Origin of the sequence: Streptomyces cupreus, assembly GCF_014257025.1 — a bacterium.
In the GTDB taxonomy this organism is placed as follows: domain Bacteria; phylum Actinomycetota; class Actinomycetes; order Streptomycetales; family Streptomycetaceae; genus Streptomyces; species Streptomyces cupreus.
Window position 1 is genome coordinate 1 of the sequence record NZ_JACMSF010000108.1, and the last position, 13,198, is coordinate 13,198.

General features: G+C 70.5%; 13 protein-coding genes and 3 pseudogenes. 8 read left to right on the top strand and 8 right to left on the bottom strand.

What is annotated here, in order from left to right:
- Position 1 precedes the first annotated feature (1 nt).
- Both H4N64_RS42510 and H4N64_RS42515 read right to left on the bottom strand, forming a co-directional pair.
- Positions 2 to 703, bottom strand: coding sequence for a class I SAM-dependent methyltransferase (locus H4N64_RS42510; RefSeq protein ID WP_186287981.1), 702 nt, complete (start codon positions 701 to 703; stop codon positions 2 to 4).
- A gap of 110 nt (positions 704 to 813) precedes the next feature.
- Positions 814 to 1,206 carry a glycine-rich domain-containing protein gene (locus H4N64_RS42515; RefSeq protein WP_186287982.1) on the bottom strand — a complete coding sequence of 131 codons (393 nt, stop codon included), beginning with the start codon at positions 1,204 to 1,206 and terminating at the stop codon, positions 814 to 816.
- 259 nt (positions 1,207 to 1,465) lie between these two features.
- Between H4N64_RS42515 and H4N64_RS42520 the strand changes: the two are divergent.
- From H4N64_RS42520 to H4N64_RS42530, 3 genes and pseudogenes are all read left to right on the top strand, one after another.
- Positions 1,466 to 1,681 (top strand): annotated as a pseudogene (locus H4N64_RS42520) (helix-turn-helix domain-containing protein); the annotation flags it as partial.
- Between the two features lie 30 nt (positions 1,682 to 1,711).
- A pseudogene (locus H4N64_RS42525) lies at positions 1,712 to 1,966 on the top strand (IS701 family transposase); the annotation flags it as partial.
- 135 nt (positions 1,967 to 2,101) lie between these two features.
- On the top strand, positions 2,102 to 2,935 hold the full coding sequence (locus H4N64_RS42530) for an alpha/beta fold hydrolase (protein WP_186287983.1): 834 nt from the start codon (positions 2,102 to 2,104) through the stop codon (positions 2,933 to 2,935).
- 83 nt (positions 2,936 to 3,018) lie between these two features.
- Here the strand turns inward: H4N64_RS42530 and H4N64_RS46095 are convergent, their stop codons facing one another.
- The 3 genes and pseudogenes from H4N64_RS46095 to H4N64_RS42545 all read right to left on the bottom strand — a co-directional run bounded on the left by H4N64_RS46095 (position 3,019) and on the right by H4N64_RS42545 (position 4,775).
- Positions 3,019 to 3,483 (bottom strand): hypothetical protein, encoded by a 465-nt coding sequence (locus tag H4N64_RS46095; RefSeq protein WP_260860343.1) that lies wholly within the window; start codon positions 3,481 to 3,483, stop codon positions 3,019 to 3,021.
- A 273-nt stretch (positions 3,484 to 3,756) separates the two neighbouring features.
- Positions 3,757 to 3,855, bottom strand: a pseudogene (locus H4N64_RS47090) (hypothetical protein); the annotation flags it as partial.
- Positions 3,856 to 4,181: 326 nt separating this feature from the next.
- A complete protein-coding gene (locus tag H4N64_RS42545; RefSeq protein ID WP_186287985.1) occupies positions 4,182 to 4,775 on the bottom strand; it encodes a TetR family transcriptional regulator in 594 nt (197 codons plus the stop codon).
- Positions 4,776 to 4,833: 58 nt separating this feature from the next.
- Between H4N64_RS42545 and H4N64_RS42550 the strand changes: the two genes are divergently transcribed.
- Together H4N64_RS42550 and H4N64_RS42555 are read left to right on the top strand one after the other, a co-directional pair.
- Positions 4,834 to 5,784, top strand: coding sequence for a patatin-like phospholipase family protein (locus H4N64_RS42550; RefSeq protein ID WP_186287986.1), 951 nt, complete (start codon positions 4,834 to 4,836; stop codon positions 5,782 to 5,784).
- Positions 5,781 to 7,262, top strand: coding sequence for a flavin-containing monooxygenase (locus H4N64_RS42555; protein WP_186287987.1), 1,482 nt, complete (start codon positions 5,781 to 5,783; stop codon positions 7,260 to 7,262). Before H4N64_RS42550 ends, H4N64_RS42555 begins: the two co-directional genes overlap by 4 nt.
- Before the next feature lie 325 nt (positions 7,263 to 7,587).
- Here H4N64_RS42555 and H4N64_RS42560 read toward each other — a convergent pair whose 3' ends face one another.
- Together H4N64_RS42560 and H4N64_RS47095 are read right to left on the bottom strand one after the other, a co-directional pair.
- On the bottom strand, positions 7,588 to 8,241 hold the full coding sequence (locus H4N64_RS42560) for a hypothetical protein (RefSeq protein WP_186287988.1): 654 nt from the start codon (positions 8,239 to 8,241) through the stop codon (positions 7,588 to 7,590).
- Between the two features lie 25 nt (positions 8,242 to 8,266).
- A complete protein-coding gene (locus H4N64_RS47095) occupies positions 8,267 to 9,310 on the bottom strand; it encodes a helix-turn-helix domain-containing protein (RefSeq protein WP_418896341.1) in 1,044 nt (347 codons plus the stop codon).
- Here H4N64_RS47095 and H4N64_RS42570 point away from each other — a divergent pair.
- From H4N64_RS42570 to H4N64_RS42580, 3 genes are all read left to right on the top strand, one after another.
- Positions 9,255 to 9,632 (top strand): hypothetical protein, encoded by a 378-nt coding sequence (locus H4N64_RS42570; RefSeq protein WP_186287990.1) that lies wholly within the window; start codon positions 9,255 to 9,257, stop codon positions 9,630 to 9,632. The two genes, H4N64_RS47095 and H4N64_RS42570, sit on opposite strands and share 56 nt — an antisense overlap.
- A gap of 344 nt (positions 9,633 to 9,976) precedes the next feature.
- Positions 9,977 to 10,378: a hypothetical protein gene (locus tag H4N64_RS42575; RefSeq protein ID WP_186287991.1), complete on the top strand. Its 402-nt coding sequence runs from the start codon at positions 9,977 to 9,979 to the stop codon at positions 10,376 to 10,378.
- Entirely contained in the window at positions 10,375 to 10,785 is a 411-nt protein-coding gene (locus H4N64_RS42580; RefSeq protein ID WP_186287992.1) for a hypothetical protein, read from the top strand. Before H4N64_RS42575 ends, H4N64_RS42580 begins: the two co-directional genes overlap by 4 nt.
- A 1,193-nt stretch (positions 10,786 to 11,978) precedes the next feature.
- Here the strand turns inward: H4N64_RS42580 and H4N64_RS42585 are convergent.
- Positions 11,979 to 12,857 (bottom strand): hypothetical protein, encoded by an 879-nt coding sequence (locus H4N64_RS42585; RefSeq protein ID WP_186287993.1) that lies wholly within the window; start codon positions 12,855 to 12,857, stop codon positions 11,979 to 11,981.
- Positions 12,858 to 13,198 lie beyond the last annotated feature (341 nt).

Here is a 13,198-nt window from a genome sequence, read left to right on the forward strand (position 1 = left end):
TCTAGGACGGGTGGTAGGCGCTCACCAGCAGCGTGTCAGCGGTGCGCGGCCCATCGGCGGTGGCGGGCAGCACGTCGGTGATGATGTTGGTGAATCCGGCTTCGTCGAGCAGCGTGGCCCACACGTGCTCCTGGAGGACCCAGCGACGCATCGTTGTCGCCTCGCCGTCCGGTGTTTTCGCCGGGACGTCGGCGGCCACCGCATCGGGCTGGGCAGGCGCCCGGTTCAAATAGTGGGCGAGAGTGGAGTACACCAGTCGCCCGCCCGGCTTGAGCGCGGCGGCCACCGCCGGCAGCAGCTCACGCGGGTCGGTGAAGTCCACGGCCCCGAAGACGCTGTACAGCACGTCGTACGTGCCGGTCATCGCATGCAGATGGGGCACGGCGTCGGACTGCACGATGCGCAGGCGCGGCGCGAGGTGGGCGTACAGGTCGGTTGCCATGGCGTGTTGAGCCGGTGACGCGTCGACGGCGAGGACCCGGGCGGGCTGGTGATGTACCGCCAGGTGCGCGGCGTGCCGGGCTGCTCCGGCGCCGAGGTCGCCCACACAGCGGCCGGTCACATCGCCCAGGACCTCCGGGCCGGGACCGGCGTCCTGCCCCCAGTTCCAGAAGAAGGTGCCGGGAACGGCGCGGTCCGTGCTGGCGCGGGCGCGGCCGTAGTGGTGCCAGAGGTCTGCGGTGCTGGTGGTCACCCGCCCCATCCTGGCGGTGAGGGCTCGGTGGCGGGCGGGTTCGGCGGAATGTCACCTGGGCGGGCTCCTCGTGGCCCGGCCGGGGCGGCCGGGCCACGAGGAGCCCGCGCTGTGAACGGTCAGTGGGAGTCGTTGCCGGGGTGGCACGGGCCGCACTCGGCAGCGTCCGCCCACAGCGGCAGGTCGATCTCCCAGCCGTCGGCCGTGACGATGTGCGCTGTCTTCATCACGGAGCCGTCGTTCTTGATGTCGATCTTGGGCACGTGGTGCAGGAAATGTCCGCCGTTGAACTTCTCGCACAGCTCAGCGTACGCCACGGTGTCGAGGATGATCGTGTGGACGCCGATGTCGACGAGCTTGCTGGGCGCCAGTCCCAGCGACTCGCCCCGATGGTTCATCGCGGTCAGCAGGTACGCGTACCCCTGGCCGAGGACTCGGGCGGCCATGACCGAGTCGTAGGGGTAGTCCCGCATGAGGAGCCCGACCTGCTTGTCCCACAGCTCGGCCGGCACGACGTCGCGTGCGGAGCGGACCGGGCCGGTCGCCGGGTCGGCGGCCAGGGGGATGCAACAGCGGTTGCCATGGTGCGCCTCCGATGGACGGTGCCCCGCGGATCGGGGCGGTGCACCCAGCACACCGTGACGACCGGCTGAACAGTGATCAACTCTCTTGCCGTGCACGGCGTTTGCACGTCGTGCACGTGGCCTCGACGCGCCCGGCCAGTGCCTCTAGCGTGGAGGCCCCCCAGTCTGTGCGGTGTGGGAGGGACGTGTGCCCGTTGACCCCCTCTGGAACAGCACGACGGCGCTGGAGTTAGCCGCGCAGCGGCGCCCCGGCGCCCTGATCCGGCTCGGACGCCAGCACCGCGCCTGGACGCTGGCCGTGCTTGGGGACCGGATCGGCTGCTCGCCGGCCACCGTCTCCCGGCTGGAACGCCGCACACGGATCATCGACCTGGCTCTGGTGCACCGTGCCGCGCACGAAGTCGGCGTGCCCCGACACATCCTCGTGACTTCTTCGTGGTCTCGCTGGGTGACCCTGGCCATGCTCGCCCACCCCTTCCTCGCCGTCGTCCGCGCCGTCGAACACGCCCGCCATCCCTCCCCGGACGGACTGATCCCTCTCACCTGCAACGAGATCCAGAAACTGTTCACGACGCTCGTCGCCCGGCCCGTGCACGACGCGGCCCACCGGCTCGGCTGGTCCGCCTGGCGACGCCGCCACCAGGCCCGGGCCGGCCACTACCGCCGACAAGCTGCGAACCAGACATGAAGATCCGTCACTGAGCACATTGGTCGGCCACTGCCCCGTGCTTCGCAGTTGGCCGCGATCTGCGAGCGATGAGTTTGCACCACCCGGGCGGTCTAGCTCATCGACAGACCCATCACAGCCTCATCCGGAGAACGCATGACCACTCACCCGACTGACACCGCTGCCGTCGGTTCCCTCAAGGTGCCCGGCGCACGCCTGCACTACGAAGTGCGCGGCGAGGGTCCTCTCATCGTGCTGGCCGGTGCCCCGATGGACGCTGCAGCCTTCGCCCCGCTGGCCGAACTGCTCGCCACCGACCACACCGTGCTCACCACCGACCCACGCGGCATCAACCGCAGCAAGCTCGACGACCCCGACCAGGACTCGACACCCCAACTGCGCGCCGACGACCTGTCCCGGCTGATCGCCCACGTCGACGCGGGACCAGCCATCGCAGTGGGCTCCAGCGGCGGCGCCGTCAGCGTGCTGGCCCTCGCCCAGACCCATCCCGACCAGGTGCACACCGTCGTCGCCCACGAGCCACCACTGATCGAGCTCCTGAAGGACCGGGAGCAACTGCGCGCCGGAACCGAGGACCTCATCGCCACCTACCTCGCCGGCGACGTGACGGGGGCCTGGAAGAAGTTCTTCGCCCAGGCCGACATCACGATGCCCGAGCCCTTGATAGAGCAGATGTTCGGCGGGCAGCGCGAGCCGCAGCAAGTGGCGGACGAGCGCCGCTGGTTCGCGCACGAGATGCGTGCTTCCACCTACTGGCAGCCTGACCCGGCAGCCCTGCGCGCGGCGGCCACCCGCATCCTGGTGGGCATCGGCGACGACTCCGCCGGACAGCTCTGCGACCGAACCTCCCGCGCGCTCGCTCAGTCGCTGGGCACCGAGCCGACGACGTTCCCCGGCGGCCACACCGGATTTGTCGAGACCCCCGACGTCTTCGCCACCCACCTGCGCATGGTCATACGCGAGGACTGAGCCACAGGAACACGCACCGAGCACGGCCTGAACTACCCGGTTCAGACCGTGCTCGGTGCGCCTTGCGAAGGACAACAGGATGATCACCGAAGCGGCCGGCCGGAGGGCCCAGTCACAAGATCACGATCTACGGCTGGGAGTACCGGGTGGCGGCGCAGATATGCACCGACGAGACGGGCGGCGGGGACCGGGGCGGTCTCGGACAGGCTGTACAGCAAGGACCAGGAGCCGCTGTTCACGGCGATCGGTCCGCGGGCCTCGTCTGCATGGCCGTTATCGATGAGGTCGACTGCAAGGTCGGCCAGGTCGGGGGTCAGGGCCCGCTCAACGAGCCCCAGGAGTCGCTGCCCCCACTGCGGGGTGGTGCCCACGTAGGGCCGTACCAGTTCCACTGTGCGCCGGGGGCGGTGGCCCGCAGCAACCAGCAGCTCCCGCACTGCCGCATCGGAGGTCTGCGGCATGCTCAGCCGGCGTTCCCCGTTCTGGTCGTGGTCAGCGGCATCGAACCATTGCGGCTGGGCAAGCAGGCCGCGGACCTTGCGGGCCACGGGAGCCTTCCCCAGGCGACAGCTTCGAGGGCCTGCCAGTCGGCCCGGGTGGCGTCGAGTTGTCCGAGGACAGCGATGACCACATCGTGCAGGTGGGAACGGATTCGGCCGGACTCCAGAAGCTGGGCCACCACCGTGCGCAAGCGTTCGCGATACGTGCCGGCGAGGTGCTCGAGGATCTGCCGGGTCCGGGCCCGCCGGAACAGGTTCTGACCGGACTCCGCCACGGGTCGTCGCGGCCATGTGCAGGGCAGCGACGACCAGTTCGGCATCGTGGCGTGCCCCCATCGCGTAGCCCAGCAGACGCCGGGAGAACAGGTCGATGACCGTGGCCAAGTACAGCCTGCCCTCACCGGTTTCGATCTCCGTCATGTCCCCGCACCAGACCAGGTCGGGTGTCTCGGCGGTGACGTCGCGGCGCACGAAGTCCGGGGCGGCCGGCCGCTTCCCCGGGCGGGTCAGCCCCCGCCGTCTGCGCACCTTCCGCGCGACCAGGCCCAGCTCGGCCATGATCTGCCGCGTGGGCTCCACCGCGGCCACTGGCTGTGCCGCGAGCCCCACTGTGCGGTGCGCCGAAGGCTGTCCGCAGGGGTTGCGGGTCGGCGACGGCTCCGTGAGCGGCGTGCCCGCGCCGCTCGCCTGCGAGCCGCCCCTTCCGGCCGGGTGCCCTTACCGCGGGCGCAGCAGCATGGGTGCCCTCATGGGCGCCCGCTCATGACGCTGCGCAGAAGGTCGACGATGGGCTGCACGGGGACGGTCGGGTCGAAGGCGCGCTGGACGCCGAGCCCGATGCCGAGACTGAGCAGGGTCAGGGCGGCGGTGTCGGCGGGCAGGGCAGGCGTGACGCCGAGTTCGTCCGCCTGCGCCCGGATCAGGTCCGCGAGCGCGTCAGTGACGGCGCGCCGACGCTGGGCGAGCTGCTCGCACACCTGCCTGTCGTGGCGGTTGGCGGTGGCGAACTCGACTTCCAGCGAGGTCCACGAGCTGTCGCCGATGGTCTCGTCGGCCCAGCGGGAGAATCCCGCGATCCGGTCCTCGAAGCGGGGCGCTGTGCCCATCGCGGCGGCCAGCTGGGTCACCTGTTCTGTGGCGATGCGGTCGAGCACGGCCAGGCACAGCTCGTTCTTGGTGGCGAAGTTGGAGTACACCGCCCCCTTCGAGTAGCCCGCCGCCTCGGCGACACGCTCCATGGACGTGGCCGTGAAGCCGTCGTCCAGGAAGAGCGTGTACGCGGTGTCGAGGACGTGTTCGCGGGTGCGGGCCTGGCTCTCGGCCCGGGTCAGTCTTGCCACGCGGGGAGGATACCGCTAGCTTTCGGATTCCCATGGAATCCAAATACTGGGAGAATCTATGGCGGGGTGTCAACGACGCGGGCTGGTCGTCGGGTGCGGCGGCACCCTCGGCTTCGCATGGGCGGTTGCGGCGCTGGCCGCGGTCGAGGAGCAGCTGGACTGGGATGCCCGCACGGCACAGGTGCTGGTGGGGACGTCGGCGGGGGCGGAGATCGTGTCCGCGCTCGGGTCCGGCCGGTCGGTCCGCGACCTGCTCGCGGCACTGCAGGGCCGCCCCGACGCGGACCCGCTGCTCCTGCGGCACGTCGGCGCGCACCCGGGCGCCCTGCCACCGGTTCCGTGGCCGGGACTGCCGGGCGCCGGGCTGACGGCGGCGGCCGTCCGCGGTCGTGTCCCGCTCGGGTCGGGGCTGCTCGGCCTCCTGCCGCGCGGCCGGGGGGATGCGGGGTGGCTGCGGGGCTTCGGCGCCGCGCTGGCAGGCGGCCACACGTGGCTTGACTCGTCAGGTACGTGGCTGGTGGCGACCGAGACGCGCTCCGGCAGCCGGGTGGCGTTCGGTTCGCCCGACGCGCCCGTCGCCGACATCGGCAGCGCGATGGCCGCGTCGTGGGCGATCCCTGGCTGGTTCCCTCCCGTACGGATCGAAGGGCGCGCCTACCTCGACGGCGGGATGGTGTCGCCGACGTCGGCCGACCTCGTTGCCCCGCTCGGCCTGGACGAGGTGGTGATCGTCGCCCCGATGGCGACGTCCGGGGGCGCCCCCGCCACCGGGCTGAGCCGCCTGGAACGCGTTGCCAGGCGCTGGATGACCCGCACTCTCGACGCGGAGCAACACCTGCTTCGGGCGGCGGGGACCCGCGTCGTGCGGATCGAGCCCGGCGCCGAGGAACTGGCCGTCATGGGCTTCAACTTCATGGACGTCGCCCGCCGCCCGGCCACCCTCGACGTCTCCCTACGTACCGCCCCCGACCGTGTCCAGCGAGCCGTCGACAGGAGCACCACGGCATGAGCGCCCATTTCGAGGTCATCGTCATCGGCGCCGGGATCTCCGGGGTCGGCGCGGGAGTCAGGTTGCGCCAGGCCCAGATCCGGGACTTCCTGATCATCGAGGCCGCCGACGACTTCGGCGGCACCTGGCGGGCCAACACCTATCCGGGCTGCCAATGCGATGTGCCGTCCCGGCTCTACAGCTACTCGTTCGCGCCGAATCCGGACTGGACGAGGGTGTACGCGCATCAGAGCGAGATCCTCGCCTACGTGAAAGGGGTCGCCGCCCGGCACCGGCTGCGCGAGCACACCCGGTTCGGCGTGCGCATGACCGAGGCGCACTGGCAGCCCGACGCGGCACGGTGGCGGATCCGCACCAGTGCCGGCGAGTACACCGCCCGGTTCCTGATCGCCGGGGCCGGGCCGTGGAACGAGCCTGTCATCCCCGATATCCCGGGCCTTGCGGCGTTTCCCGGCGAGGTCTTCCACTCCGCGCGCTGGAACCACGACTACGACCTGCGCGGCAAGCGGGTCGCGGTGCTCGGAACCGGGGCATCGGCCGTGCAGTTCGTCCCGGCCATCGCCGCCCAGGCCGACCGGCTCCACCTGTTCCAGCGCACTGCCCAGTGGGTGCTGCCCAAGCCGGACCATCGCATACCGAAGGCCGAGCGGTGGGTGATGCGGCACGTGCCCGGCGCCCGGGCCGCACTGGCCGCGGTGGAGTACCGGGCCATGGAGATGCTCGGCCGCGGATTCCGCAGGCCCTCACTGCTGCGCGGCGTACAGGCCATGGCACGCGCACACCTGCGCGCCACCATCCGCGACCGTGAACTGCGCCGCAAGCTGACCCCCGGCTACACCATCGGCTGCAAGCGCATCCTGTTCTCCAACCACTACTACCCGGCCCTGACCCGCCCGAATGTGGACCTGCACGCCTGCGCCGTCCGCACGATCGACGGCCCCGCCGTGCTCGGCGCCGACGGCAGCAGCGCCGAAGTGGACGCGATCATCCTCGGCACGGGCTTTCACATCCTCGACATGCCCCTGTCGAACCTCATCCACGACAGCGCCGGACGGTCCCTCGCCGACCACTGGCAGGGCTCACCCGAGGCCTACCTCGGCACCGTCACCGCCGGGTTCCCCAACGCGTTTCTGCTCCTCGGTCCCGGCCTGGGCACCGGACACAGCTCCGCGTTCACCATCCTCGAAGCCCAGCTCGATCTCGTCTTCGGCGCGATCCGCTCAACACGCGCCCAGGGGTGGGCCTCGGTCGAGGTACGCCGCGACGTGCAGACCGCCTACAACACCGAACTGCAGGCCGCCCTCGCGGGCACCGTCTACAACACCGGCGGATGCCGCAGCTACTATCTCGACGCCAACGGCCGCAACAGCTTCAGCTGGCCCTGGTCCACCGACCGGCTCCGCACACAGGTGGCACGCTTCGACCCCCGCGACTACACCGTCATCCACCCCACTCACCGGCAGGGGTTGAGCGCATGAGATGCCCCGCCATCGACATGCGCGGCGCCGACATCGCGTCACCGGCGCCGCACACGGCACCGAACTCGCCACCGCCAAGGCGTACGGCCCTGGGGCGCCCATGCCACACTCGGCGCCCCGGTCCGGCAGGCCGCCTCCAGCGGAGACGATCTCGTGATCCTGGGCGCAGCCAGACCAAGAACGCCCTCAGTCTGCCCTGACGCAGGGCGTTTGACCGCATCGGGACCAGCTCTGTGCTGTGAGGGCTCGTGCAGCGGGACCACGTTCGGGTGGATTAGCTCCTCTGCTCTCCAGCAGCGGGGCGGGTCCCGGCCTGGCCGCCCGGTCAGCCGTCGAGCGCGGCGGAAGGTGCGTCCCCGTTCTGGGCCTGCCGGGCCCGCTCGGCGAGCACCGTGGCCAGGTCCCGGACTCCGTCCTCGTCGATGCCGCCCTTGTCCGCGGAAGCCGCCTCGGTCCACAGCAGCGCCGTGCCGACCCGGGTCTGGGTCACCGCTCCGGGCTCGCCGCCAAAGCCGGAGGAACCGAATCGAGCATCGCGCTCGTCACCGATCGGGCCGATGTCGAACGTCTTGGCCCTCTGTCCCGCCCTCTTGCCGTAGTAGCCGTCCCAGAGCACGTCGTACGCCTGACGGGCGGCCTGTTCGCTGTCGTAGGCGATGATCAGAAAGGTGACGGCGGCGGCGCTGTCGTCGTGCCGGAAGGTCGAGGCGCCGTAGAAGCGGGAGTTCTCGCAGCCCGCGTTGTCCTTGATGGGGCAGGCCTGCGAACGGTAGAGCTTGTCCATCTCAACGGCCGTGGGCCGAGCGGACTCCTTCCAGCCCGTCATGGCCTCGCCATCCGGCAACGTCCTGCGTACGTGTTCCTTCGTGAGCGCCACCGCCTCGCCGTTGCCGCTGTCGCTCTGCGCGCCACCGCCACAGCCGGCCAGCAGCAGTGCCGAAGCGATCGCCGCGCACCACCGGCAGTTCCTCATGGTCATGCCACCACTCCCTCGAGCGGTGATCTTACGCGGACCGTCTTCGCACAGAAGGCGCCGCCCACGAACCGGCACCGTCAGCCGCCGGCGCGAGTGATCTGCCGGCCGATGCCGGTCCATTACGCAGGTGGCCGGAGCAGCAGGCCCGACGCGTCCGCGAAACACAGCCACACGGCCCTGGTCCCTCACCTCTTTCCACCCGGGGCCAGCTCTCCTTGGTCCAGCCGGTCACGGCGTCCTCGTCCCGTTCAGCGGCCCGGCCCGCCGGGAACGGCACCGTGAAGCCCATCCGGTGCAGGATGCGCCAGGTCCGCACCGTGCCGAAACGGACATCAACGCGCCGCGCGATCACTGTGCGGAGATCCGGGCCGGCACCCACCGCTGGTCCTCCACCCAACCGCGCGCGGCCAGCCCCGTTCTCCCACTCCGCGGCCGGCCACTCCCGCCAGCTGGGCTTCATCCCGGCGGCCAGCCGCCTAGGTACGCAAGAGAACGCCCCCGTACCCAACCCCCAACCCCGCCAACACAGTTGCGCATCGCGCGACCGGGGGGTGCGCAACGGGCCTGCGCAACCGGCCGAGGTTCGTGCGCAGCCGGGGTTCACGCAGCGGCTGCGCACTTGGACCGACGGGTTCGCGGCTTTCTCCTGCACAGGTTCGGGTGCCGCCCAGCGCAGACTCTGCCGCGGCCCCCGACGGACCCCGGCATGCACCCGCCTGCCGGTCCGCCGGCCGCGCCCGACGAGAGCACAGCAGTCGTCGGCCCAAGGGCCCCGGACGGACAGGGTGAGCGGGCGCCCGCGCGCCGCTGACCCGTGGTCGGGCCTGTGGTCGAACCCAGACCATGACCCCGACCACGGACTTCGTGTCCCCATCGTGACCGTGGTCGGCAGCTGGTGGTCGGTGGTCGGGTCGGCACCGCCAGGTCGTCTCAAGGTCAGCAACCACCCTTCCTGACCCGGGAGTTCAACCACGTCCCCGGGCAAGCACGCCCCGCACAGCGACGCTGCTGCTCCGATGGCGGCCGGCGCCCCGCTGGAGGCGATGCGGCACCGCGTACGCCCCACCCGCATCGCCGTGCGGACCGTCACCGCGGCCCGCCCCCTCGCCCTGGGCCTCGCCGTCACCTCCACCCCGACCACCCTCGAGACCGCTGCCCCCGCCAAGCCATCCACGGCGCCCACCACGGCAGTGGCCGCCGACCCGGCCGGCCATGCGCAGCTGTTCACCGGCGCACGGCTGCGCAGCAGCACCGACGATGCCGCGCATGCGCAGGCCCGTCGTGCGCAGTCGATGGGCCCGGACGTCGGCCTGCCCGACCCGGCCGCGGATACGCAACCGGCGCCGGAGTCGGTGACGGCGGTGCGCAGCGCGCCGGCGGTGGATGGCCGGTGACAGTGGCGGCGCAGTACCCGGACGCAGCGGTGCGCTCCTACACGGTGCCGGTGCCCGCCGACCGCGCGGGTGCCCCGTTCACGGTGACCGGTGCACCGGGCGGTTCGCAGGCCAGCGGCCATCGCCCCGCTGGTGTCCCGGGCTTCCACCTGTGCCAGGCCGCGGACTTTCGTGCCGTCAGGCGGTACCTGTCCGCCGGATCCAGGCCGCGTATCTGGTTGCGATCAAGGGTTTCTCCAGGTGAGGACTTTGATCCAGATCATCGAGGGCACGCAGGCGGAGGCCAGCGAGGCAGCTCCGATGGGGCTTCACGGGCTGACGGCCCTGTCCGTACGATCCCGTTCATGTCGATCATGTCACCCATACCCGTCCTGCAGGGCCGCGACGGCACCGTCCTGAGCGCCGAGCAGGAGGGGCTGGTCCTCGAACGCTCCGGCGAAGAGCTGACGATCCCCGCCGAGGCGATCGCCCGAGTCCACGCCAAGGCGCGGAGCGTCACGGTCGAGCTGAGGGCCCCTTTGGGGGCCACGCCGTCCGTCCACCGGATCGAGGACGTGAGCGAGGCCGCCGCCACCGCCTTCGCCGACGCGGTGAACGCGCTGCTGCCCGAACCGACCGAGAAGACCGACGGCGGCGCGCGCGGGCGGCCCGCGCACCTTCGCCAAGACCCGGCGCCAGAGGGTTCCTGCGTAGGCTCAAGTGGTTCGTGTTCGGCTGCCTCGCAGTGGTTGTCGCCCTGTGCGTGACCGCCGGGATCGCGAAGGTCGCGGGCCTCGCCATCGCCATCGTGCCGATCGGATTCATCACGACCGCGAGCCTCGGGGCCGGCGTGTACTGCGAGTGGACGTGGAACCGCGAGCGGCGCCTGCTCAAGCACGGCATCACCATCGTCGCGTCGCAGGCCAACAGGCCGGGGATGTATCCCTACACGGACACCGCCGGCACGACCCGCGCCCTCTCCCACCTGAGCTTCCAACCGTACGTCCGGGCCAGCTACAACCCCCAGGACCCGTCGGACGTGCTCGTGCCGCAGGCGCCGTTCATGCGGCGCTTCACCATCACCCTGGGAGCATTCATCCTCTTCTGCGGGCTCAACGGCGTGGCCCTGCTGGCCTACATGACTCTCGACACCCTCTCCGGCGGCAGGCCGTGATCAATCTGTGGGTTTTGCTCTCGTAGCCCGGCCCGAGTCCGCCAGACCGCTTTGCGTGACGCGGAGGCAACTTACGGATGCGGAGTGGGTGTTCATCGGGCCGTACCTGCAGATTGGTAGGCACGGACCCGTGCCCCAGCGGCTGCGGCAGCAGTCCGAGGGCATGATCTGACGGTTCCGGACGGGCAGGCACATGGCGGCAGATGCCGGCGAAGCTCGGTGCCCGGCCGACCATCCACAACACTTTCCAGCAGCGGCGGGACACCGGTGTCCTCGAGGCCCAGCCGGAGGGCCCGACCGCGGAAGCCGCGAGGCGGGGTGAAGTGGACCTGTCCCAGTCAGCGTGAACTCCAAACACCATCCGGGCCTACCACGACGCCACCGGATTACACCGCGACCCGACACGCTCACCGACCTGGACAGGACTGCCGACGAGACGGAGAAGGCCCGGCAAAAAAAAGGGGGCAGCCCGAAGGAACATAACCGGGCAGACCATCACGGGCGACCCGGAACGGGGCCTTGCGGCCCACGCCACTGGGCGCAACTCGCGGGCGACAGTCGGTGTGCCCTGGGCGTCATGGGCGCTAATGAGCGCCTCCACTGGCCCAGCCGGTTTGCCCTGGACCCCGGGCTCAGACACCAGCCACAACGTTTGCGGTCAGGGCTTCGTGACCGCGGTCTTCCTCGAAGAAGATCGACGTCCTGTTGCCGCCCGGCCAAGCACCGCCGGGCGGATCGTCGGCAACACCGCCAAGCCGGTCCGCTTGCCAGACGGGCGCCTGAGGCCAAGCAGTGGGACCGACTGTGTGACCGCGACAGGCGGTGTGCTTAACCTGCGGTGCAGCCTCGGAGCCTGAGGAAGTTCCGCTCCGCGTCGGTTTGCGCCAGGGCGGCTGCCCGCTGGTAGGCGGCCGTGGCCTCTTCGCCGCGGCCCAGCCGACGCAGCAGTGTGACTGAGCGCTTCAGTTGGCTAGTTGAGCGCCGAGTGAGCGCGGTTGTCCTGTGACACCGAACCATGAGCGCGTGCCAAAGAACCTTGAGTGACAAAACCGTTGGTCACGGCATTATCGAGCCCTCCGAATCGCGCAGGGCGAGCGGAATTCCCCGGTTGGGGGTGTCTTTAACGATCGCGGGTGTGGCGGTGGGGCTCTTCCCTGCCGCCGCACCCACGAGTCGCTACCGCACACGAGCTGTCAGTGGGTTCCGAACCCGCCGGGACTGGAGTAGTTGCTGGACGGGCCGTAGAAGCGCTTTTGCGAGCGCCGCTGCTCGGTGATCCGTGGCAACGTGTCGACCAGCACGCCGGTGAGCTCTCGCCAGGCCTCTTCCGCACTGCCGCTGTCGTGCCACTCCTCCAGCGCCCGACGGGTGTTGTGGGACCACATGACCGCGATGTACATGTCCCGCGAGCGTTCCTCGGCGAGCGCGGCCTGCACCTGCTCGGGGGTGAGCCCCGTCCGCACCGAACCGCCCCTGGTATCCCCTACGTCGTCGATGGCCTGCAGAAAGATCTCGAAGTACTGATCCTCCGTCCTCTTGCGCGGGCGCACCCTGCACCCCCAGACCGGCCGCCCGGGAGCGTCAGCCATCACCGCGGCCCGCTTCGTCCGCTCCTGCACCTCCCGCTCGCGGTCCTCCCGCTCCGTCCGCTCCTGGAGCGCGCGCAACCTGCGATCCTCGTCCTCACGCGCGGCCGTGACCAACCGCGTCAGGTCGCCCGCCTGCTCGCGGTAGTTCCGGTAGGCGGTGAGCACGTCGTAGCGCAGGCGTTCCATGGTGGCGTCGTAGTCGATGCGCAACTTCCGGTTCCGCCGAGCGTGGCGGATCTTCCATAGGGTCCGGGGCAACACCCCGGGAATCCAGCGCAGATGACGATGGGCCTGGCCTTCCTCCTCGTCCACCGTCTCCATGGCCCGCTGGATCTCCTCCAGAGCCGCGTGCCAGCGTTCCACGTCGACGGCCGGCGCGTACACGGAGAGCCTCCAGCGCCAGTCACCCCGGTGCCGCTCGGCGATGTCCCGGCTGGCCACGCAGTACAGGTCACGGATCGCGTCGACCTCCTCGCCCGTCACGTCCGTTGGATGATGTGGCATCACGTCACCAAGGCGCGCATAGTGAACCCTGACGCCCGCGTTCCCACCCATGCCAACCTCGCCTTCCTGCGACAGAACCCCACCCGATTCCTACCCAGGCGCGGTACGCCGCCGTCCTGACGGATTGTGAAGCCTCATCAACATGCGTAGTGAGCATTGCCAGGCCATCCGTACGCTCCCTTGACGGCACCGATCCGAAGCCGATGGCCGAAATGAGGTGTCACACCCGTCGGCAGCTCACCCCTGCCCTCGCATCGCACAACCTGCCTCCCTACGGGCGGGAAACCGATGGCCGCCCCGCAACGTCCTGGACGTGGAGC

Coding starts and splice junctions, on each gene's coding strand:
- H4N64_RS42510 (WP_186287981.1), bottom strand. CDS start 703: ATGGGGCGGGTGACCACCAGCACCGCAGACCTCTGGCACCACTACGGC.
- H4N64_RS42530 (WP_186287983.1), top strand. CDS start 2,102: ATGACCACTCACCCGACTGACACCGCTGCCGTCGGTTCCCTCAAGGTG.
- H4N64_RS42550 (WP_186287986.1), top strand. CDS start 4,834: ATGGCGGGGTGTCAACGACGCGGGCTGGTCGTCGGGTGCGGCGGCACC.
- H4N64_RS42555 (WP_186287987.1), top strand. CDS start 5,781: ATGAGCGCCCATTTCGAGGTCATCGTCATCGGCGCCGGGATCTCCGGG.
- H4N64_RS42560 (WP_186287988.1), bottom strand. CDS start 8,241: ATGACCATGAGGAACTGCCGGTGGTGCGCGGCGATCGCTTCGGCACTG.
- H4N64_RS42570 (WP_186287990.1), top strand. CDS start 9,255: ATGGCGGCCGGCGCCCCGCTGGAGGCGATGCGGCACCGCGTACGCCCC.
- H4N64_RS47095 (WP_418896341.1), bottom strand. CDS start 9,310: ATGCGGGTGGGGCGTACGCGGTGCCGCATCGCCTCCAGCGGGGCGCCG.
- H4N64_RS42575 (WP_186287991.1), top strand. CDS start 9,977: ATGTCGATCATGTCACCCATACCCGTCCTGCAGGGCCGCGACGGCACC.